18 protein-coding genes are annotated in these 21,822 nt (G+C 55.5%); 2 read left to right on the top strand and 16 right to left on the bottom strand.

Features of this window, described 5'->3' with window-relative positions; all coding sequences use genetic code 11:
- Window positions 1–66: 66 nt before the first annotated feature.
- Window positions 67–1,800: a potassium/proton antiporter gene (locus tag FDW95_RS04580; protein WP_115258256.1), complete on the bottom strand. Its 1,734-nt coding sequence runs from the start codon at window positions 1,798–1,800 to the stop codon at window positions 67–69.
- A gap of 97 nt (window positions 1,801–1,897) precedes the next feature.
- Window positions 1,898–2,812, bottom strand: a complete 915-nt coding sequence (ldcA, locus tag FDW95_RS04575; RefSeq protein ID WP_115258257.1) for a muramoyltetrapeptide carboxypeptidase — start codon at window positions 2,810–2,812, stop codon at window positions 1,898–1,900.
- Window positions 2,813–2,910: 98 nt separating this feature from the next.
- Here ldcA and emtA point away from each other — a divergent pair, with 98 nt between their 5' ends.
- A complete protein-coding gene (emtA, locus tag FDW95_RS04570) occupies window positions 2,911–3,522 on the top strand; it encodes a membrane-bound lytic murein transglycosylase EmtA (RefSeq protein ID WP_096756738.1) in 612 nt (203 codons plus the stop codon).
- Window positions 3,523–3,533: 11 nt separating this feature from the next.
- Here the strand turns inward: emtA and FDW95_RS04565 are convergent, their stop codons facing one another.
- Window positions 3,534–4,268, bottom strand: coding sequence for a flagellar brake protein (locus FDW95_RS04565; RefSeq protein ID WP_115258258.1), 735 nt, complete (start codon window positions 4,266–4,268; stop codon window positions 3,534–3,536).
- Between the two features lie 198 nt (window positions 4,269–4,466).
- On the opposite strand from FDW95_RS04565, the gene FDW95_RS04560 reads away from it, so the two are divergent.
- Window positions 4,467–4,721 (top strand): GlsB/YeaQ/YmgE family stress response membrane protein, encoded by a 255-nt coding sequence (locus FDW95_RS04560; RefSeq protein WP_115259931.1) that lies wholly within the window; start codon window positions 4,467–4,469, stop codon window positions 4,719–4,721.
- 37 nt (window positions 4,722–4,758) lie between these two features.
- Here the strand turns inward: FDW95_RS04560 and FDW95_RS04555 are convergent, their stop codons facing one another.
- The 13 genes from FDW95_RS04555 to FDW95_RS04495 all read right to left on the bottom strand — a co-directional run bounded on the left by FDW95_RS04555 (window position 4,759) and on the right by FDW95_RS04495 (window position 21,624).
- On the bottom strand, window positions 4,759–6,729 hold the full coding sequence (locus FDW95_RS04555; RefSeq protein WP_115258259.1) for a TonB-dependent receptor: 1,971 nt from the start codon (window positions 6,727–6,729) through the stop codon (window positions 4,759–4,761).
- A 23-nt stretch (window positions 6,730–6,752) separates the two neighbouring features.
- On the bottom strand, window positions 6,753–7,610 hold the full coding sequence (modD, locus tag FDW95_RS04550; protein ID WP_115258260.1) for a ModD protein: 858 nt from the start codon (window positions 7,608–7,610) through the stop codon (window positions 6,753–6,755).
- Window positions 7,607–8,419, bottom strand: coding sequence for a class I SAM-dependent methyltransferase (locus tag FDW95_RS04545; RefSeq protein WP_115258261.1), 813 nt, complete (start codon window positions 8,417–8,419; stop codon window positions 7,607–7,609). Before FDW95_RS04545 ends, modD begins: the two co-directional genes overlap by 4 nt.
- A 9-nt stretch (window positions 8,420–8,428) precedes the next feature.
- On the bottom strand, window positions 8,429–9,190 hold the full coding sequence (locus FDW95_RS04540; protein WP_115258262.1) for an ABC transporter ATP-binding protein: 762 nt from the start codon (window positions 9,188–9,190) through the stop codon (window positions 8,429–8,431).
- Window positions 9,187–10,173 carry an iron ABC transporter permease gene (locus tag FDW95_RS04535; RefSeq protein WP_115258263.1) on the bottom strand — a complete coding sequence of 329 codons (987 nt, stop codon included), beginning with the start codon at window positions 10,171–10,173 and terminating at the stop codon, window positions 9,187–9,189. Before FDW95_RS04535 ends, FDW95_RS04540 begins: the two co-directional genes overlap by 4 nt.
- The gene (locus tag FDW95_RS04530; RefSeq protein WP_115258264.1) at window positions 10,170–11,195 is read right to left on the bottom strand and encodes an ABC transporter substrate-binding protein; all 1,026 of its coding nucleotides are present in this window, start codon (window positions 11,193–11,195) and stop codon (window positions 10,170–10,172) included. The genes FDW95_RS04535 and FDW95_RS04530 overlap by 4 nt, the downstream gene beginning before the upstream one ends.
- 208 nt (window positions 11,196–11,403) lie before the next feature.
- Entirely contained in the window at window positions 11,404–13,116 is a 1,713-nt protein-coding gene (locus FDW95_RS04525) for an alpha,alpha-trehalase (RefSeq protein ID WP_115258265.1), read from the bottom strand.
- A gap of 171 nt (window positions 13,117–13,287) precedes the next feature.
- On the bottom strand, window positions 13,288–14,718 hold the full coding sequence (gene dhaM / locus FDW95_RS04520; RefSeq protein ID WP_115258266.1) for a dihydroxyacetone kinase phosphoryl donor subunit DhaM: 1,431 nt from the start codon (window positions 14,716–14,718) through the stop codon (window positions 13,288–13,290).
- Between the two features lie 10 nt (window positions 14,719–14,728).
- Window positions 14,729–15,361 carry a dihydroxyacetone kinase subunit DhaL gene (dhaL, locus tag FDW95_RS04515; RefSeq protein ID WP_096756742.1) on the bottom strand — a complete coding sequence of 211 codons (633 nt, stop codon included), beginning with the start codon at window positions 15,359–15,361 and terminating at the stop codon, window positions 14,729–14,731.
- Between the two features lie 11 nt (window positions 15,362–15,372).
- Window positions 15,373–16,443: a dihydroxyacetone kinase subunit DhaK gene (gene dhaK / locus FDW95_RS04510; RefSeq protein WP_115258267.1), complete on the bottom strand. Its 1,071-nt coding sequence runs from the start codon at window positions 16,441–16,443 to the stop codon at window positions 15,373–15,375.
- Window positions 16,444–16,769: 326 nt separating this feature from the next.
- On the bottom strand, window positions 16,770–18,044 hold the full coding sequence (locus FDW95_RS04505; protein WP_096756744.1) for a Glu/Leu/Phe/Val dehydrogenase: 1,275 nt from the start codon (window positions 18,042–18,044) through the stop codon (window positions 16,770–16,772).
- Between the two features lie 318 nt (window positions 18,045–18,362).
- Complete coding sequence (locus FDW95_RS04500; RefSeq protein ID WP_115258268.1) at window positions 18,363–19,331, bottom strand: spore coat protein U domain-containing protein; 969 nt, start codon at window positions 19,329–19,331, stop codon at window positions 18,363–18,365.
- Window positions 19,332–19,344: 13 nt separating this feature from the next.
- Window positions 19,345–21,624, bottom strand: a complete 2,280-nt coding sequence (locus FDW95_RS04495; protein WP_249358918.1) for a fimbria/pilus outer membrane usher protein — start codon at window positions 21,622–21,624, stop codon at window positions 19,345–19,347.
- Window positions 21,625–21,822 lie beyond the last annotated feature (198 nt).

Raw genomic sequence — 21,822 nt, 5'->3', positions numbered from 1 at the left:
GCCTACAATAGCAGTACATTTGTAAGCCGGGTAAGGCGCAGCCGCTACCCGGCAAAAACATCACTATTATTCATCCTCATCTTCTGCCACGCGAACGCCGACTTTCAGCACCGAATTATCTTCTTTCTCGGCCACAGTCCAGATCATCCCGGCAAATTCGACCTGGTCGCCGACCACCGGTGCGGCGCCTAACAATTGCTGGACGATCTCACCCAGTGTCTGCTGCTTATCGCGATATTCAGTGCCATCTTCCAGCCCGTATATCAGCGCCACGTCGGCGTATTTGGCGCTGGCTTCGAGAATAAAGTCACCAAAGAAACGCTGGTCTAACGCGACCGGCGGCGACTGGCTGAACAGCTTGCCTAATGCGGGAAGATCGCGCTCGCGACCAATAACGCACAGCACGTCACCTTCGCGCAGGCGGGTGCTGCCCGACGGATGAAACAGCACGTTGTCCCGAAACAGCGCGGCAATTCGCGTCTCGTCTGGCATATGCAGGTCGCGTAGTGCGGCCCCCACACACCATTTATCGGCACTCAGTTGATAAACAAACTGCTCCCAGGGATTGTCAGGATGAATATCCAGACCAATGCGCGAAACGGGCCAGCCGACCGGTGGAACCACCACTTTGGCTTTTTTGGCAGCCCACGAGAGCGATGTCCCCTGAAACAACAGCGAAATCAGGACGACGAAGAACGCCACGTTAAAGAACAGACGGGCATTGTCCAGCCCGGCCATCATCGGGAAGACGGCGAGGATGATCGGCACCGCACCGCGCAAGCCGACCCAGCTGATGAAAATGCGCTCACGCAGATTAAAACCCCGGAACGGCAGCAGCCCGGCGAACACCGACAGCGGGCGGGCAACGAAAATCATCCAGGCAGACAAAATCAGCGCCGGAATGGCAATGGGCAGCAGGTCGGACGGCGTCACCAGCAGACCCAGTACCAGGAACATGGCGATTTGCGCCAGCCAGGCCAGGCCGTCAAAGTTTTGTAGAATACCGAACCGGTTGCGAATGGGTCGATTACCCAACAGGAAGCCACACAGGTAGACCGCCAGAATACCGCTGCCTTCCAGCTCGGTGGTGAGGGCAAAAATCAGGATCCCGCCGCTTAACGCCAGCAGTGGATACAATCCGGCAGGCAGCGAAATCCGGTTAATCATTTGCTGGAGCAGATAACCGCCACCCAGACCCAGCGCAATACCCAGACCGAACTGTTGAATAATATGCACCGCGAACATCCAGCTTAAGCCGGTCTCGTGGTTTTGGATCATTTCAATTAGCGTGATGGTCAGAAACACCGCCATCGGGTCATTGCTGCCCGATTCTATTTCCAGCGTCGAGCCGACACGTTCGTTCAGACCCTTCCCACCGAGCAGGGAAAATACCGCCGCGGCGTCGGTTGAGCCAACAATCGCGCCAATCAATAAACCCTCGATGAGATCCAGATGAAACAGCCACGCGGCCATCATGCCGGTTAAGCCGGAGGTGATCAGCACGCCCACGGTCGCCAGTGATAATGCCGGACCGAGCGCTACGCGAAAGGAACTGGCCTGGGTACGCATCCCGCCATCAAGCAGGATAACCGCCAGCGCCAGGTTACTCACCATGTAGGCGAAAGGGTAGTTATCAAAAGGAATACCGCCAATGCCATCTACGCCCGCTAACATACCGATCGCGAGGAATATCACCAGGATCGGGATACCAAGACGTGATGAGAATGAACTGAGTAAGATACTGCAGGTGACGAGAACGGAACCCAAAATAAAAAGGCTAATAATTGCTGCGGCATCCAACGTTCGGTTACTCCTGAATTACGCTGTTTCGTATTAACAAACCCTAACATATTAGCGGCAGAAACAGCGTTTTACTTAGCCCTGTTAGCACCTTTTTTTACGATTTCAGCACCGGATGCCCGGTTAAGGTGAGCTGGCTGCTATTTTTCACGTTTCGCAGCACCGCTTTTGCCCCGAGCGGGAGCGTGACGGTGCGCTGTTCGTGACCAAAATCGAGACCGCTAATCAACGGTACCGACAGTCTGGCACGCAGAAATGTGCAGACTTCCTCCAGATTGTAGCCAGCGTCGTAATCGTTTGGTGCGCTGCCGCTAAAACTGCCGAGAATAATGGCGTTCTGACGGGCTAAAATGCCCGCGTGGTACAGCTGCAACAGCATGCGCTCGATGCGGAACGGATGCTCATTAATGTCTTCCAGCACCAGAATACCGTTATCAATGGCGGGCATATACGGGGTGCCAATCAGCGAAATGAGCATCGCCAGATTACCGCCCCACAGCGTGCCTTCGGTGGCGCAGTCCGGACCATCACCTTGCCAGTCGATAGTAAATTGCGCATTGCGTAATGCCTGCCAGAAATGGTGTTCGGTAAACGCGTTCATTTCTTCGGCACCAAAATTGGCCGCTAACATCGGGCCGCTGAAGGTAATGACGTTGCCTTGTGCCAGCAGGCCGCACTGGATTGCCGTAAAGTCGCTGTGTCCGCAAATGAGCAGTGGGTCGTGTTGCTGGCGGGCGGTCAGTGCCTGCCAGTCAATAGCATCCAGTAAATGGCTGGCGCCATAGCCGCCGCGCACCGCCAGTACAATGGTATCGGGCGTTTTCAGCTCAACCAATGCATTCACATCCGCTAACCGTTCGGTTTCCGTCCCGGCAAAACGCTGGTAGCGACGTGCAATAACCGCCGAGTTTGTGACCTGATGACCGGCCTCAGTAAGGCGCGAAAGCCCGCGCAATGCCGCTTGCTGGTTGATACAGTAGCCCGAGGGGGCAATTAAGTGAAACCGGGACATGGCATTTCCTTGCTACAACTAAAACCAAATGTATATCATGCCGCGTAGGTATGTCGTTGTCACCTCAGCGACAGGTTCCGGCTATAAGGATAGATGACGTGAAATTGAGATGGTTTGCTTTTTTGGTTGTATTACTTGCGGGCTGTAGTTCAAAACAGGATTACAAAAATCCGCCATGGAATGCTGAAGTTCCGGTTAAACGCGCAATGCAATGGATGCCGATCAGTGAAAAAGCCGGCGCGGCCTGGGGGGTAAGCCCACAATTGATTACGGCCATCATCGCCATTGAATCAGGCGGAAATCCGAATGCGGTCAGTAAATCTAACGCCGTTGGGCTGATGCAGCTCAAAGCCTCTACCTCCGGACGGGATGTCTACCGTCGGATGGGCTGGAGTGGCGAGCCGTCAACCAGTGAGCTGAAAAACCCTGAGCGCAACATCTCAATGGGTGCCGCGTACCTGAATATTCTCGAAACCGGACCATTGGCCGGCATCGAAGACCCACAGGTGATGCAATATGCGCTGGTGGTGTCATATGCCAACGGTGCGGGGGCGTTGCTGCGGACATTCTCCTCCGACAGGAAAAAAGCCATCAACAAAATCAACGATCTCAGTCCGGATGAGTTTATTGAGCATGTGGCTGATAATCATCCGGCGCCGCAGGCTCCGCGTTATATCTGGAAGCTTCAGCAAGCGCTGGATGTGATGTAGTTCGCGTGAGGTTACTCGCGTACCTTGTTGGATTTTTCCCGGGCCTCACGTTCGAGTGAAAAAATAATCCGCTGTAAGTTCCGCTCCACCGCCGGGCTGACGTTGAGAAAACGGAAGCTCAGGCGGGGAGTGGTGATGGTTTCATTTTTCCCGTCGATAACTTTGCGCTCGCTGATGGAAATAAGCTGGGCGTCAACGTGGTACACTCCCCATTGTTCCATGTTGATTTCAACCTGCGAAAAGCGCATGCCCTCCACCAGTCCTTCTGGTTTTGCCTCTTCTAACAGCGCGCCCATCCCGCCGAGCGATAAATCGAACAACCGAAAACGTAAAATGCTGTTGTCCGGCATTTTTGCCGTGCAGTGATAGGGCGGATGCAATGGGGCACCAATACGGAAATATTCCCGGCGCTGGACAAACCACAGCGCGGGCGGCAGCGACGAGATAAATGCCGGCAACCGTTGAAATTCCCCTTTTTTGAGCTGAGGCAGGGTGAACTCGACCTTGGCGCCCTGCGTTTCAGCGATGACAGAGACGTGGTTTGCCCGCTGAACGGCCTGGTTTTCATATTCCTGGCTGCCAAAATCCATAACTAATTCATCCGGGCTCACCGCGAGAATTTTGCTGATGAATTGCCCTCCTGACCAGGAGATTCGCAGGGGGATCTGCTGTGAATTTAAGTCGCGGAGAACGCCTAACACCGCCAATGGATTTTGCTTCAGGAACTGCTCATGGTAGTTGCTCACACCTAATGACTCCTGGATGCCTGGTTTGTCGTTGGATTATCGGCATCGCGCGACAGAACTTAATACAAATGGATGAAATTTTTTATTAAGTCCGCTGAACGCAAGCTGTAGAAAAACGCCGGGCGACGGCTTGCCTATACTTAACGTACTGGCGCAGGAATGGCTTGCGCGTGCGTTCATTGGAAAGAGGGCCTGAAAATGGGAATTATTGCCTGGATTATTTTTGGTCTGATTGCGGGTGTTATCGCTAAACTGCTCATGCCGGGGCGCGATGGCGGAGGATTTATTCTGACCTGTATTCTCGGCATTGTCGGGGCTGTGGTTGGCGGATGGCTGGCAACGATGTTTGGTATTGGTGGCGATATCAGCGGGTTTAATCTGCACAGTTTTCTGGTGGCCGTCGTCGGCGCGATCCTCGTGCTGGGTATTTTCCGCCTGGTACGGCGAGATTAATTGAGCGGCCCCTGCGGGGGCCGTCTCTCAAAAGGGCTCAGAACTGGTATTCAATCCCTGCCCAGAAATTTCGGCCTTCTTCGATAAATCCTTCGCTGTAGACATACTGCGTATCAAACAGGTTATTGACCGACGCGTTTACGCTAAACCCACGGCCAATGGCGTAGTCCGCGCGCAGATGGGTAATCGCAAACCCCGCTGCTTTCTGTGAGCCGTCGGTATTGCTGTAGCTTGACGAGCGGGCCTCTTCGGACAGCGTAATGCTGAGTGGGTCCGATGGTTTCAGCGTCATCCAGGCGGTGAGGGTTTGCGTGGGCAGATCGGTCGTTTTGCTGATGTCGTTACGTTTGATGTCTGCATGGATAAGCCCGTAGCTCAGCCCTACGTCGAGCATATCAAAGACCTTACCTTTGACACCGGCATCCAGCCCGGTGTAGTCCACCCGGCCGCTGTTTTGGTTCTGGATGGTGTCGGCGTCAATATTGTGCGCCAGTATCGCATCGGTTATGCGGTTGTAATACATGCTGGCTTCGAATCCCCAATCCTTGCTGAATGAACCGTTCCAGGTGAGATCGACGCTGCGGGCGCGCTCCGGTTTTAGCTGTGGGTTGACCAGCGCTATCTGGTTATAGGCCGGTTTTGAGGTGGTGTAACGTTCTTTCAACGTCGGGAAACGGGTTCTGTCAGAGTAGGACAGTGCTAACGTGTCGGCATTTTCAAAATGGTATTTGGTCATGACCTGCCAGTTAAAGGCTGACTGATTGTTATCGTCATAATGGGTGACGCTGCCGTTTTTCTCGTGCTTCATACCCTCGACGCTGTCGCGCCAGTCATAGCTTATCCCGGCCACCACATCGACATTGTCTGCAGCCGCCCACTGGTATTCACTGGCAACAGACCAGGTACGGTCTTCATAACGATCGTAAGCCGCATTTGGTGCGCCTTTTTCGCGGTGCACATCATCTTTCCAGTTGACGGCGAACGAGAGCAGATCGTTTTCGCGCATCTCGGCGGCGAGCTGCAATCCTGCGCCGTCGCTGTAGTCAGAATAGTGGCTGTAGCTGCCTTTCTTATTTTTCAGATCGGCCAGCGAGTTGTACATCATCAGCGTATTTTCGAAGGTGTCACGATACAGACGGCTTTTCAGGGTAAAACGGTCGCCCAGATGCGTGGTGCCCTGATAGTAATAACTCTCTTTATCGTATTGCGGCCATTGCCAGTAGCGCGACTTCTGGCTGCTGGTTCCGGCGTACGGCGGGTTATCTTTTTCGCCGTCCTGATTAATATAGGTCAGCACATATTCGTCATCGCCGCGTGGGGTAAATCCCAGTTTGACGATCCCGCGTTTATCATCGGCGGATGAGTTGGTCATCTTGCCGTTGCTGCCGGCCAGCGGATTATCCACACCGTGCGGCAAGCCGAGAAAATCCTGCTTTAGCTGGCTGCCGCTGAGCTGGATATATCCCAGATCGTTGCTGGCGCCAAAGGAGGCGTGCATATCGTGGGCATTGTCTTTGCTGCGACTCCAGCCCTGACGATAGCCAATGCTACCTTCGAGCGCTTTGGTGGGTTTCTTCGTTGTAATGTTGATAGCGCCGCCCATCTGGTTTGGGCCCTGCAACAGCGATGAATAGCCTTTGGAGACTTCAACCGAGGCGATATCGGAAGTGAGAAAACGGCCCAAATCGAGATTACCGTCGTAGGGGATATACACCGGCACACCGTCGAAAAAGACCGGCACCTGGCGGCTGTCAAACCCGCGTACTTTGACCTGTTGTTCATTGCGGTTGCCGGATTTTTGCAGCACCACGCCAGGGACCACGCTCAGCGCCTGGGCGACATTTTGTTTATCCAGTTTTTGTATTGTTTCCTGCCCCAGAACCGTGGTAGTTGCGGCGGAGGCCGGGCTTGACCAGACGGTCATGGTTTCGCTTTCCTGCCCAGCAAAAGCACTCTGCGCGAAAGCAAGCGACAGCGCTGTGTAAAGACAACTTTTGGTGAAATTCATTATTTTTAGTCCATTTATTAATGTTATATGCCACGTGCGTCCGGGCTCAGGCTTACTTTGATATCCGCAGGTGGGGCGTAGTAAGGCGCGGAGGTGATAAAGAGTCTGATGCCACAGTCGAGATAACTCGCTAGCGAGGTGAGGGTAATGCCGCCAGTCAGCGCCAGCGTGCAATGAGGGGCCAGAGAAGTGGCCAGACGAGCAATGTCTGCCGACTGCTCGGGGGTAAATTTGTCGAGTTGCAGTACATCGGGTGCGGCGCGTAGCGCGGCCAGGGCTTCATCCGGCGTGTCGGCTTCGACGACAATCTTTTTTTCTGGCGCATGGCGGCGTAACTGCGCGATAGTGCCTGCCCAGTCGTGCGGGTCAGGAAGAAAACGACGATGATTGGTAAATAGCAAGACGGTTTCGGCGCATCCTACCCGGTGAATAATGCCACCGGCGGCAAGGACTGCCTGGGTTGCCAGCAAGCGGGTGCCGGGGATCGCTTTGCGGGTACAGGCGATCTGTGCGTCAGGGTAGCGGGCGCGGGCAACGCTGAGCATCGCGTCGAGATAGTGCGAGACACCGCAACTCCACTCCAGCACATTTTGTACGGCCTTCCAGCCCTGATGCAGTGCTGCCGCGTTGCCATGGGCGCGAATGAGCTGCTGCCCGGGGGCTGCGTGTTCGCCATCAGCCCGCTGTTCGGTGACGGTCAAACCTAATGAACACAGCATTTGTCTGGCGACAGAGATGCCGCTCACGCAGCCCCCCTGGCGATGGCAGAAATCCATAACCCCTTGCTGTGCGCCAATGCCCAGCGCCCGGGTGGTCAGGTCGCCGCCCTGAATATCTTCCTGCAGCAGCGCATCGGTTTGCGCCTGCGAAAAGTAGATCATTGCAGTGCCTCCGGCGGCACGCTGTCCCACCAGATCAGCGCCCAGTCGCGGCTGGCGGGCGCAATGGTGCGAGGGTCCTGCTGTTGATACCAGTGTTCCAGTCGATCCATCTCGTCGACACTCAGCTCGCCCATGCTCCAGCGCACGTTTTCCAGAAAACGCGTCCAGGTGCTGTTGTCCTGCTGACAGTTGGGCCCGCGGATAAAATCAACGTGAGCGTGGATGCCCATCTGGTACAGGACATTCAGCGCGTAGATATAGTTGGGAAGTTCTATTACCTCGCGTCCCAGCGCGCGCTGAAGAGTCGGCGATACAAACGAGGAACTGACGAGGTGGGTGGTGTACACCCGTAACCGTGCCTGATTATTCAGCTTGGTCATCGCCTGGCGCATGTCGGTGACCAGCGTGGAACGCGAGGCGACGGCAATATCGCATCGGGGTAAGTCATCCCAGTGCTCTTCCCAGGCACGCTGTACCCACTGAACGTGGTGGGCATTCATCTGCCTGGCACGACGGGCGGCAACGCTCAGCATTCCCTGGCTGTAATCCACGCCGTAGATTATCGGCATCTTTTTAGCCAGCGCCAGTGATACCGTACCGGGCCCACAGCCCATATCAAACAGCGACTCTGCGCCTTTCAGGTCGATTTTCCCCAATAGCTGCAGCAGATAGCTGTCGGTTAATGAGGCGCAATTCTCGGCCATTTTTTCCGCACGCTTATCCCAGTGCTCGGGTTTTTTCTCGGTGCGATGCGCCAAACGCAGCTGTTTACGGTAAAGGTCGGCAAAATCAATGTCGTCAATGAGCATCGTTATTCCTTAATATTGTGAGCCAAAGAGGTGGTGAGCAATTTGTGACGGCGTAACGCGATACAGCGTGGCCAGTCGATCGGCAGCGAGCTGGTGTTCAGGAAGACCTTGCGACACCATGCCGTCCGGTTCGACGCGTACCACGCTGTCGGCTATAGCCTGCGCATGCAGCGGATGGTGGGTCGACATCAGCAGTGCCATGCCGGTATTTTTTAGCCTCACTAGCGTGTCGAGCAGGCGGATCTGATGACCAAAATCGAGGCTGGAGGCGGGTTCATCCAGCAGCAGCAGGCGCGGACGCTGCACCAGCGCGCGGGCAATCAGCACCAGCTGGCGCTCTCCGCCACTGAGGGTGTTCCAGCGACGTTGCGCCAGATGGCTGATTTCCAGCATCTCCAGTTGCTGATGCGCACTGTCGTGTTCTTTGGTGCCGGGAATGGCAAATGCCGCCATTTGTGGGGCCAGCCCCATCATCACCATGTCCAACGCAGTGAAGGCAAAAGCGCCGTCATGTGCCTGCGGTACCCAGGCGATGGCGCGGGCGCGTTCACGATCGCTGAGATGATTGGCTGCCACGCCGTCCAGTAAAATGTCACCCTGCAGGAGTGGGAGAACGCCAAGCAGGGTACGCATCAGCGTCGTTTTTCCGCTGCCGTTGGCGCCCAGCAGGCAGCAAATAGAACCTTCGTTGATGCTGAACGAAACGTGGCGTAATACGGGGCGTCGGGCGGAGTATCCCAGAGAGGCGCGTTGCACGGTCAGTAGCGTCATGAGCGATGTCCCCGCAGCAGCAGTACCAGGAAAAACGGTGCGCCAATAAACGCGGTCAGGATCCCCAGCGGAATTTCCGTGCTGCTCAGCGTTCGTGCGAGGGTGTCGGTCAGCAGCAGCAAAATGGCCCCGATACCCATGGAAACCGGCAGCAGTTGCTGATGATTGTTACCGCTGAGCAGGCGGCCAATATGCGGCACCACCAGTCCGATCCAGCCGATAATCCCGGCAATGGCGACGGTACAGGCGGTGATTAGCGTGGCGCAAACAATCAGCCCCAGCCGCAGTCGGGAAACGTTGATACCCAGCGAGCGGGCTTCATCATCTGAGAGCGTAAGAAGGTTCATGCGCCAGCGCAGCAGCAGCAGCGGGATCGAACCGGCTATAATCAGTGGCGCTGAAAACCACAGATCGTGCGCCGTGATAGTGGATAACCCGCCGAGCAGCCAGAAGGTAATTGACGGGAGCTGGGTATACGGATCGGCCAGCGTTTTGATCAGTGAAATACCGGCACCACACACCGTACCCAGCGCAATGCCGACCAGTACCAGCGTGAGTACCGGATCGTGGCGCTGCACCCGGCGGGTAATCAGCCACACGCCTGCAACTACCAGCAGGCCGCCGATAAACGCATACAGCTGAATAAACAGGATCGGTAAGCCCAGCAAGATGGCTGAGCAGGCGCCCAATCCTGCTCCGGCCGCCACGCCGAGAATGTCCGGCGAGACCAGCGGGTTACGGAACATCCCCTGATAGGTTGTTCCGGCTCCCGCCAGCGCTGCGCCCAGCAACAGCGCGGCCAGAATGCGCGGCAAGCGAATTTGCCAGAAGACAATTTTATCCTGCGCCAATACGCTATCCTGGCCCGTAATAAGCGCCATGACGTGCTGCGCATCCAGGCGATAAGCACCGGAAATTGCGGCGACCATTACGCACACGACGATGGCTGCCGTCAGCAGAACACTGAGGGTGGAGGTTCTCATCTGGCTGCCACCAACGTTTGGTACTGTGAATCACTGAGGGTGGTATGCCAGAACAGTTCCGCGTAGCGCTGCATATCGGATTTAAAGCGTGCCGCGACGTCAGGATCGAGCCAAGCGTGCAGGCGGCGTAAACCCAGCAAGCGGTTGATTCCGGGTGGCGCGTCCAGCCAGCCAAACGGCAGGCCGCTGAGAAACAGAATGCGTTTCCCGGCAACGGCTTTCACCCCTTGCCAGAGCGGATCTTCTCGCAGGTACTGCGCTGTCACCGCGTCCTGAACCAGGATGATGTCCGGCTGCCAGTTTAGTAGGTTCTCCATCGATACCTGTGCCAGGCCCTGTCGACCGGGAATTTGCGCCACATTTTCTAACCCCAGCAGCTCTGCGGCTTCGGTATGCAAAGAGCCTTGCAAACCGGTTTCAAGCCCTCTGGCCCCGCGCGCGGCATAGAAACGCAGTTTTGCGCCGGCAGAGTGCGAGAAAACGTCGGCTTCATCAATAAATTGGCGGGCAAGCCCGGCCTGCGCGGTGGTACGTGTGGCCGTGCCCAGCGCGTTACCGGCTGCAGTCAGCTGCGCCGGGGTTTGCCGAAGTTCACCGTTAATCAACAACCAGGGAATGTGTGTTTGCGCGCTAACCTGGCGTGCCTGAGAAAGCCAGGTTTCATCGGCGTTTCCGCAGTCAACCACCAGGTCGGGTTTGAGCGCCAGTAAGGCTTCCAGCGACAGGGTGCTGGCGCGTCCCGCCAGCCTTCCCAGTTTGGGTAATGCCCGGATGTCATCGGGAAAAGGAAGGGCGGCCTGGCGGGAAAAGTCAAAGGATGAAAAACCGACCAGTTTCTCTGGCGCAACGGCCAGCAGGAGCACATCGGCAGGCGCTCCTGCGCTCACCACGCGCTGAATAGCATCAGGCGGGGGCAGAATACCGACATCCATGGTGAGCGGCGTTTGGGCAAAAGCAGGAAGATGGCGTAACAGCAGCGTAGTGGCCACGAGTTGGGCAAACATCCGTCTTGTCAGTGGCATTATGCTTATCCTGAGCAGTGATAAAATCGCTATATATTTACATATATAACGAATAAAAACATGTTCAGAATCAATTTCTCATGGATGAAAACAGGGATACCCCATAAGGGCTAGGTGCAATAGAGACACCGGAATTACGCAGAAGAAAGGCAAAAAAATCCGCGACGAAGCGCGGATTGAGAGAAGAAAAACCGTACTGCTGGTGATGCTAAGGCGTGGGCTGTGCCTGCTTTTGAGGTTCCGCAGGTGCGGGGCTGGCAGGCGCAGGCCGCGAAGACGGGACACTATCACAGGGTTTTTCTTTGGCGCAAATCAGGTCGAGCATTTTTAAGGTGACGCCGTTGGTCCAGCCAAAGCCGTCCTGTAACGGGTACTCGCCACCGCCACCGCCGGTTCCTGTGCTGCTGACGTCGTATTTTTCAACCAGCTTTTTCTCCCGGTCATAGGTATGCTGCACGTTGGTCAGGAAGCGCCAGGTGACCTCCATGGCGACCTTATCCTGGCCGTAGTTTTGTAACCCGGACGCTGCAACCCACTGGAGTGGTGCCCAGCCGTTCGGGGCATCCCACTGTTGACCGCTTTTCACCGACGTTGTGGCCAGACCGCCGGGTTGCAGCAGATGCGCCTGGGTCGCCGCAGCCACCTTGCTGGCGCGATCGTTGGCCGCCGCATTGACATACAGCGGGAACAGGGCGGCGGCGGTCAGTTGATTGCGTACTTTCTGACTTTTTAAATCGTAGTCGGCATACCAGCCTTCTTTATCGTTCCACAGGTAGCTTTCAATCCCTTTTTGTCGCGCATTAGCGAAGCCTTCGTACTGTGTAGCTTTGGCTTCATCCCCTGCGGCTTTGCTGGCAAGCGCAATCATTTTTTCCATCTTGTACAGCAGCGCATTGAGATCGACAGGGACGATGCTGGTGGTGCGCAGGGTGCTTAACTGGTTCGGGTTGTCCATCCAACGTGAGCTAAAATCCCAGCCCGAGGCGGCGGCCGAACGCAGGTCGCGGTAAATGTCGGTGGCCGGACGGTTCGGATTGCTTTTGGCGGTGGCAATATCTTCAACCCAGGACTCGGGTCTTGGCGTATCACGGTCATCCCAGTAGCGGTTTAACACCGTGCCGTCAGCCAGTTTGACTACCCGTTTGTTCTGCTGACCTGGCTTAAGCGTTTCGACGCCCTCCATCCAGTAGCTGTACTCTTTCTGCATCTGCGGCAGGTATTTTTTCAGCGCATCATTACCGTCGTGCTGCGCCAGCAGTTCAACCATAAAGGCGAAGAACGGCGGCTGGGAGCGGCTCAGATAATAGCTGCGGTTACCGTTAGGAATGTGTCCCCAGGCATCAATCTCGTAAGCGAAGTTCGCCACCATGTCGGAGACCTTGTCCCAGTGGTTGCTCTCGGCAAGCCCCAGCATAGTGAAATAGCTGTCCCAGTAATAAATTTCGCGAAAACGTCCGCCGGGCACCACATACGGCTCCGGCAGCGGCAGCAATGAGTCCCATTTTTCCACGTCAGTCGTCGAGCGCGTTAGCACTGGCCACAGCCCGTCGATATGCTCACGCAGCGACTGCCCGGCGGGCGGTACGTATTTCTCACCCTCTTTGGGCAGCGTAAAATTCACACCGACGAAATGACGAAGATCGAAGCCGGACTGGTTTTTTTGCATCCGATAATCAGCAAGGATCATCAGCGGATCGCTATTGGGCACTGCATCGGCAAAGGTTTTCTGATCCGGGAACAGCTTGGCGGTTTGCACATCATTAAACAGAGGGCCGAGCAGGATATCAGGGGGCTGCGGCGTTGCGGCGGGCTGTTCCTCGGCGTGGGCGCCGAATGAAGCAAGGGCCAAAAGGGTACTTGCGAGCGTGAGTTTTACTGTAACAGAGAGCAGGCCAGGATGGCGAATTGCTGGCGTTATCATCGGGTAATCTCCTTAGCGGCGTGCCGAAGTTACGGCATTTACCATGAGAAAACCTTAGTCCAGGATCGACCGTTACGCGTTATAGGGACCCTATTTTGCGAACAAACAGACGTTTCTGCACGTGATGTGAAAGCTGCACGCCCTTTGTGATAACAGGACGTGCAGCGGCGTTTAGCCCACGCGGATGACCTGATGTGCCGCGCAGTCAAGGGTCAGGGTGTCCCCCATTTTGATGGCGTCGAGCGCCTCACCCTGCTGGCATACCCAGCCGATCCCCATCTCGCGGGCAATGATTGCCGAATGGGACGCATCGCTGCCCGCGCGCAAACAGATGCCTTTGATGGTCAGCGGATCCAACTGCAGTACGGTGGACGGGTAAATGACGTCTGCCACCAGGATTGTCGGGCGAATAAAGGTCGGGATTTGAGCGGGTATTCCGGTCAAATGCCGCAGCGAGCGGTACAGTAAATCGTCAATATCGATATACCGCGCCTGCAAATAAGGGTCGTCGAGCTGGAGATACTGCTGACTCAGGTCGCTCAATACCGTATGCCAGGCATGTTCGGCGCGACACTGTTTTTCGCGCATGATAGCGCAGGCCATGTCATATAACTCGGTATCGTCCAGCAGCGTGTGGTGGCCGGAGAAAATCGCGGCGATATCGGCGGAGTATTTCTCTTCGGCAAGCGCTGTTAAACAGTTCAGATCCTCCAGCGTATTGCGGATTGCCGCCTGTAACCGCTGCTGTTCGTACGGTAAATCGGTGGCAGGCTGCGGGGCTACCTCTGCGGCGACCGGCGTATAGCAAAAGGCCATCCCTGTTGCTTGTATCGGCGCTGAGTTGGTGATGCCGCCGGTATGTGGTTGTTCAACGGACTCACCAAAGTTCTGCGCAGCCAGCTGTTTGAATGCCGCCAGCGCGTCGTCGGCCTGTTCACCTTTGGCAATTAAGCGCAGCGTGTCATTACAACGCACCTGCAGCAGCGCGATTTGGTTCAGGCTGTCCGGGACCACGCACTTACCGTTTTTCTCAAGCAGCATGTCGGCGCGAAAGCCAGACAGCGTGGAGACCAGCCGTGACGCCGGGCGAACGTGGATGCCGTTGGGGTTTTTGACCACCACGGCAACAGAGCGGGCCTCGTCATCAGCAGGGAGGCCTTCCGGCGAGGTCACGACCGGGGACGACGGTGGTAAACCCAGTTGCGCATATTTGGCATCGAGGGCGCTCATGGCATCACGAATGACGCGGTCGATATCGGCACCTGCTGCGGCGCTGACCGTTGCGGCCAGGGTACCTTCTACCAGCGGAGCTGCGCACAAGCGTACCTTCGCGGCGATCGTCGGATCGAGCAGTTCCAGGGCGGTTTCCGCACTTAATAACGCGCTGCCGATATCCATCATCACCAGCACGTGATCCGTGTCCGCAACGGACTCAATGGCTTCCATCACTTTAATCGGATCGGTGCCGATAGGATTATCGGGATCGTCAATGCCCGCGGCGATCGCGAGTTTGCACCCTTCGCCCATTAACATCTGTCGGGCTAACTCGCCGACGCCTGCGCCCAACTGCGCGCTATGAGACACAATAACCAGGTTTACCATCGCTTTATCCTTACTCTCTGGCGGCCTGAGCCAGCATTTGCATCATAAACATCACCGACGTTGCGCCGGGATCCTGATGCCCGATACTGCGCTCACCCAGATAGCTGGCACGACCTTTACGTGCCTGCATGGTGATGGTGCTTTGTGCAGCCGCTTCTGCTTGTTGACTCGCCGCGTCCAGCGCCGCCTGTACACTCAGTTTTTGTTCGCAGGACTGACGTAGCGACTCGACCACCGGTACCCAGACATCACACATGGTTTTGTCCCCGGGCTCGGCTTTACCTCGGCTAATCACGCCTTCTGCGCCATCGCGCATCATCTGATACAGCTCGTCCAGCGTCAGGCTCTGATGGGCCTGAGTCACCTGTGCGGCGCGGATGAAGAAGGTGCCGAACAGCGGACCGCTGGCCCCGCCGACGCTGGAAAGCAGCACCATGCCGGTGTTTTTCAAAATGAAACCGATGTCTTTATCCGCAATGGACGGCAGTTTTTCGACCACTTTACTGAAGCCACGGTGCATATTCAGGCCGTGGTCGGCGTCGCCAATTTCCCGGTCCAGACCGGTCAGAAAATCACTTTCGGTGGTAAATATTTCACCGCAGCGATAAAGCCAGTTAACGATTTGTGTTCTGTTGAGGGACATTATGAATCTCCTTATTTACCCCAGTTGAGAGCAGGGGTGTGCACCGGTGCATCCCACAGGTTCAGCGTTTCGTCATCGACCTTTAACAGGGTGATGGAGAAACCGGTCATATCCAGAGAGGTACAGTAAGAGCCAATCAGATTGCGTTCGATGATGATACCCGCATCCTGACAGCGGCTTTCAAGACGGTTATAGACGCCGAACAGCTCGGATAGCGGCGTTGCGCCAAGGTTATTGACCAGCGCAATGACGCGGTCGCCCTGTTGCAGCGCTTGTTTGGTTTCTTTACCTTCCTGCCAGGCACCCTGGATGTTGTCCCAGTGGCGCAGCGTACGGCTGTAGTGACCGTTTTCCAGCAGGGTGTCGAACATTTCATCCACGGTCTGGTCGAGGGAAGAGAAGGCGCGTCGGTCGATCCCCGGCTCCCCATGAATGCCGACGCCAAACTCCATTTCGTTATCCTGCAGCGTAAACGAAGGTTGCCCTGCGGCCGGGACAGTACAGGCGCCGATAGCAATGCCGATAGAGTGACCGAGGTTATTCAGTTTGCGACCCAATGCGGCACACGCTTCCAGCGAGTCTCCGCGCTCGGCAGCCGCGCCGACCAGTTTTTCAATCAGCACGGTATTCGCAACACCGCGACGTCCGGCGGTATACAGGCTATCTTTTACCGCTACGTCGTCGTCAACAACCATGGTCGTGACCTTGACGCCGCTTTCGTGCAACAGCTCGGTAGCGGTTTCAAAATTCAGAATGTCACCGGTGTAATTTTTGATGATTAGCAGCACGCCTTCGCCACCGTCAACTTGCATGGCGCATTCGAACATTTTGTCCGGGGTTGGCGAGGTGAAAATCTCCCCCGGACAGGCACCGGAAAGCATGCCCTGACCAATATAGCCGCAGTGCATTGGTTCATGCCCGCTGCCACCACCTGAAAGTAGCGCCACTTTCCCCATCACCGGCGCGTCAGCACGAGTGACGTATACCGGGTCCTGATGCAGCGCCAGAGAAGGGTAGGCTTTTGCCAGCCCGGCGAGTTGTTCATTCAGTACGTCTTCAACACGGTTGATCAATTTTTTCATTTTTTATGCTCCGTAGACAGTCCTGAGATGGCTGCAAAAAACGGCAGGCATCTGGTGTAGGGTATCGGTGATGTACAGCGCCACGGCGACCTCTCGCTGCCGATAAGGTAATTTTGCATATGGGTTGTCAAAAGAAAATTGCCGTAATGAGCGTTTCAATACGGAACATCTTCGCTGATAAATGTTCCGTATTGAAACGTAGTGGTGCATAAAACAGCGGAAATGAGAGATGCGGCAGGTTTAGCGCAAAACGCCTCAGCGTGGGGAGGTGAAGTAAAAACCACCTGCATTGCAGGTGGTTTTGTTCGCAAGAGCGGAGTCCGGTCTTAGCCCGGATAGATACCACGATCTTTACGCGCCAGCAGAATACGCTCACAGGCGACAATGTAAGCGGCAGTACGCAGAGAGCAGGATTTCTCCGCGGCTTTTTCCCACACGTGGACCATTGCGTCGGTCATGATCTTATCCATGCGCGCGTTGATCTCTTCTTCGCTCCAGAAGAAGCTTGCCATGTCCTGCACCCATTCAAAGTAGCTGACGGTTACGCCACCGGCGTTACAGACCACGTCAGGTACCACAACGATACCGCGGCTGGCCAGTACGTCATCGGCATCCGGGTAGGTTGGGCCGTTTGCGCCTTCGAGCACCAGCTTACAGGTCAGCGTTTCCGCGCGATGACGGGTGATCTGGCCTTCAAGCGCAGCCGGGATCAGAATATCCATCTCCACGCTCCAGAACGCTTCGCTGGCGATGGTTTCAGCACCCGGGAAACCGGCAATTTGTTTGTGCTCTAACTGCCATGCAGTCAGCGCAGTCATGTCGATCCCGGTGGTATTAAACAGGGTGGCGGTATGATCCTGAATAGCGACCACGCGTGCACCCGCACCGGCGAACAGGCGAGCTGCTTCACTCCCCACGTTACCAAAACCTTGCACCGCCACGCGAGCGCCTTCAACGGCGATGTTGGCACGGCGCGCAACTTCCAGACCGCTGACGAATACGCCGCGACCGGTGGCTTTATCACGACCCAGAGAGCCGCCAAGATGGATTGGTTTACCGGTGACCACGCTGGTCACGGTAGTGCCGTGGTTCATGGAGTAAGTATCCATCATCCACGCCATGACTTTCCCGTTGGTACCGACATCCGGGGCAGGAATATCTTTCTGCGGTCCGATGATAATGCCGATTTCACTGGTATAGCGGCGGGTCAAACGCTCCAGTTCGCCCTCAGACAACGAGAAAGGATCGACGCGAACACCACCTTTCGCACCGCCATATGGCAGGTTAAGCGCGGCGCATTTGATGGTCATCCACGCAGAAAGAGCCATCACTTCGTTAAGATCAACATCAGGATGATAACGCACGCCGCCTTTACCTGGGCCTCGGGAGAGGTTGTGCTGCACGCGGTATCCTTCGAAATGGCGGATGGTACCGTCATCCATTTGCACCGGGATATCGACAATCAATGCGCGTTTTGGGTGACGCAGGGTATCCACCCAGTGGGAAAGTTCACCTAAGTACGGGGCCACACGCTCGATTTGTTGCAGGTAGGTATTCCAGGCAGATGTGCTGCTATCTGAAGCGTAAGATAACTTATCCATGATAAACCTTAGTTATAAAAGTAATATGTGCTTAATTTCGCCGTGGTATACAGTGGATCTCACCATATAAACGTAAATTTAACATTTTTTTCAAACAACGGCCTGCCTTCAGGGCACGGATTGTCATGTCTGTGAGTTAGGTTTTCAGTTGGAATGTGAATAATTATCCGGGATTTACAGGGTTTTTGGCTGTTTTTCTGATAATAAACCAATTGCGGTGCATAAGATGTGCGGCTTGCTATTTGTCAGATTTATGACGCACCTCTAAAAGTAAAGAATATGATAATAAATTGTATTTTCCTTATTGCATTTCTGCTCTCAGTAGGTCACCGAGATGGTCACCGTATCGGCATAGTTATCAGGGGTAAAATTGCTGCTCGGAACGGTGGCATACACCGGATAATCGGTGGTTAACCCCGTACCTGTGCCTGCTACTGCATTAAGCGACGTATTTCCCCAGATAGTCCCCGTCGGGCCAGGTGTTGAACTTAGCTGATACGGCACTTTATCCTGATTGGCCCCGGTTCCTTTCAATACACCATAACCTGATGTATTCCCATTGGAAGGCTGCAATCCAATGGTATAGGGAGTGTTATTGGTGCAGGCGACCCCGAGTGCACTGCTTGCCGTGACGTTGCGGTCAGTGGCTTTAGACGGGTTAAAGGTAATGTTATTGGTGTAGCCGATCGCACACTGTTTTGTGACGTTGGCCGAGACGGTGAAGGGTAGCCTGGCTGCGACGGTATCACCACAGGTCGTGGGTGGCAAAACCAGACCGGGATTGAGCGTCACCAGAGCTGTTGCCGTCGTATAGCTATCCTGATAGTTTCCCGGCACGGCGGTCGTTTGCGGGGTGTTGAGCTTCGCGTACACCGTCAGCGTACCGGTCACCGGTGTCAGGTTAAGTAAGTTGAGCTTTACCATCGGGAAGGTGGCGCCCGACTGATACTGACTTCCCCATATTTTGCTATGTCCCGCGTCCTGGTACAGCTGATAGGTCAGCGTTCTGGCTGGCGTACCACTCAATGACATATTCCTGGTGGTGACCTGGCCGCTGACGCCGGAGATGCCAATATTAAAGCACAGATTAATCCCCGCCAGCACGTCACCCAGCTCTTTAGCACAGCTGTAGTTAAAGGTCATCGCGGATGTTACAGCTGACGTTGGCAGTGGATTGACGGCGCCAAAATTAACCGGCTGCACGTTGCTTACCGAACAGGTGACCGCGTAAACGAATCCTGGGTTTACGAGTAATCCGCTAATCAGGGTCAGATTTCTTAGCCACATAAAATTACTCCTGTTATCGGCATACCAGTGGGCCAATTTGCACGATGCCTCGCGCTGAGGCCGGGTAGTCAAATTTGACGCTGCAGGTACCGGTTTCTGTCTTAATACGCAGAGCGTTGTGTTGTTCCAACGTGTCGAACCAGGTCATCCCGTCAAACCCAACAAGTGATGACTGGCCCGCGCCAGTGGTGGCAATGGCCACGCTACCTTCGGGGATAGCCTGCCCCTGTTTATCGACGAGGATCACCTGCGCGGCGCGTACCGGCGTAATGCCAAAACTGACCAGCGTGCCGGAACGGTCTGCAGGGGTGGCATTCGCCTCGACGTGGGTGATGCGCATATTGGCGGGCAGGTCCATCGGGTCAATGCTGATCTGGTTTTTTTGATAGCTGTTCAGGGAGGTAACCAGCAGCAGGCCATTGTCATCACTGCTGCCGATCACGTTGTTTTGTAGCTTGATGGGAACGTCGGGAATGCCGTCGGTCGACACCACGGCAAAGCCATTGCTAATTTCACGCGCGGCAAACAGGCCGCCGCCCATCATCACCACGGACCCGGTCGCACCGGCATAGCCATAGTGGTTATCCGGCAATTGGCTGAAGCCGGTGTACGCTTTCCCGTAACGACCTAAATAACCTACTTCCCCCTGGCCGCTTTGTTGAGATGCTTGCTGGCTGGCGGCGACGTTCCAGCCCCAGCCCCCGTCAGCTGGCGGCGTCTGGCTGGCATTCAACTGGTAGCCGGTTTCGTCATTCGTACGCTGGATGGTGCTGCTGACGCTCAGATTACGAGGAGTGGTGACGGTCACCATCAGGTAGACGCTGCGGTCGCGGTTGTCATCAACGTTCTGGTTGAACCCTGCGTTAAGGGACACGGTATCAGTAAGGGACTTGTACCAACTGGCGTTGGCATAGCGTACGGCGCTTTCATGCGGGTAGCGAAATTGCAGGTAGCTCAGGCTGATATTTCCGGCGGACGCCAGCGAATAGCCCACCACCGTGTTGCTGCTCAGCGTCGGTGGTGGTTCGCCATAATGGGTCGCCACATCACGATAATCGCCGGAGGTGGCGGTAGTACTGGTGCTGAAATTGAATTTCTCTCCGGACCAGCGGTATCCCATGCTGTATAAAAAACCGTTTTTCCCGGCGTCCGCACTTGCCGCCAATGCCGTAGAGAATGTGCCGCTGTGGATATCTGGGATCCAGTCGTTGCTGAAACCGGCATTAATCAGCCCGTCGCTGGTTTCGGCGTGCGCACCTGCGGTGAAGTTACTGCTGAATCCCCGACGCCATGTCCCGCTGATCGCCGGGGCGCTGGCATACTCAAATGAGGCGTACCCGTAGTTTTCGCGCACCACCCCAATCTCGGCTGACCACGAGGTCAGACCTTCGCGCAGCAGCTGTTGATCGTTGTAAAAAGAGAAATTTTGCACCGTCGTTCTGCCCAGCGCATCTGTCATCATCACTTGACCCGTCCCCGCACCGCTGATATTTGGCAAGGTGTTGATCTGAAAACTGCCCGCCGGGACTTCACCGTTGTAGTACCTGACCCCGTCGACATACAACTCTACATTGGACGGCACCGTTGCGGAGCCGAGATACGCGGGAAGCGGGGTGGTTGGCATATACGGCTGCAAACCAAAATCGGTCCCAATTTGAATCCCGCCGATGCGGGTTGGGCGGGAGCCGGTGAGCGAACTGGTCAGCGTATCCCCCACGGTCAGTGCCAGCATCGTTTCCGGGAATGATGAACGCCAGCTGGTATCCAGTCGGTAAAAGGCGTTATCGGCATCGGTTGTAGTGGAGTACTGGGTAAGTTGAGTGGTACTTAACACCCCTGAACCATTAAAAGCGCGCAGTTCGCTAAACGTATTAATGCTGCTGGCGTCACCCTGCTCTGCGTAAATATCATAATTGAGCAACGCGCCGCCCGCGGAGGAGGCCGTCGGGGCAGTTTCTGCGGGTGGGTTAAGCTGGGTGGTGGCAAGGTCGAGTTCACTTAGTGGTACGGTTAGCGCCAGCGTTTGCAGTTGTTTATTGTAGTCAACGTTCAGCTGCGCAATATCATACAGCCCGACAGGCTGAGTAGTTTCCTCTGGTAGACGAAAACCCAGCGTGCGTAGGGTATTGGCACTGGCGTACAGCTTTTCGTTTTCATAGCCAAAATGAACCAATCCAGCGGCATTGCCGTTGACCGTCACGTCGAGATATAAATCGACTCCGGGCAAGGGGGACTCATCACGAATAATGCCCGTGTCCGTTGGGGTGTTTGTCTGTGCGTGCACGCAGGCCATTCCCGAGAGTAAGGCCCCATTAAGTACGCCATATTTCACCACAAGCCAGAGCCAGTCAGAGTTCTTGTACTGTTTTTTGGCCATTGACCGTGACTTCAACTTTTCCGCCGTAATGAGTATCACTGGCTGACGGGGAGACTATCCACCGCATCGTTGAACCTGGAAGAACGTAGCCTAGGGAAGGTGCGAATAAGCAGG

It is taken from the genome of Citrobacter sp. wls718 (assembly GCF_005280945.1).
GTDB lineage: Bacteria > Pseudomonadota > Gammaproteobacteria > Enterobacterales > Enterobacteriaceae > Citrobacter > Citrobacter gillenii.
The sequence above is the reverse complement of the archived record's forward strand: the minus strand, read 5'-3'. Positions and strand labels throughout refer to the sequence as shown.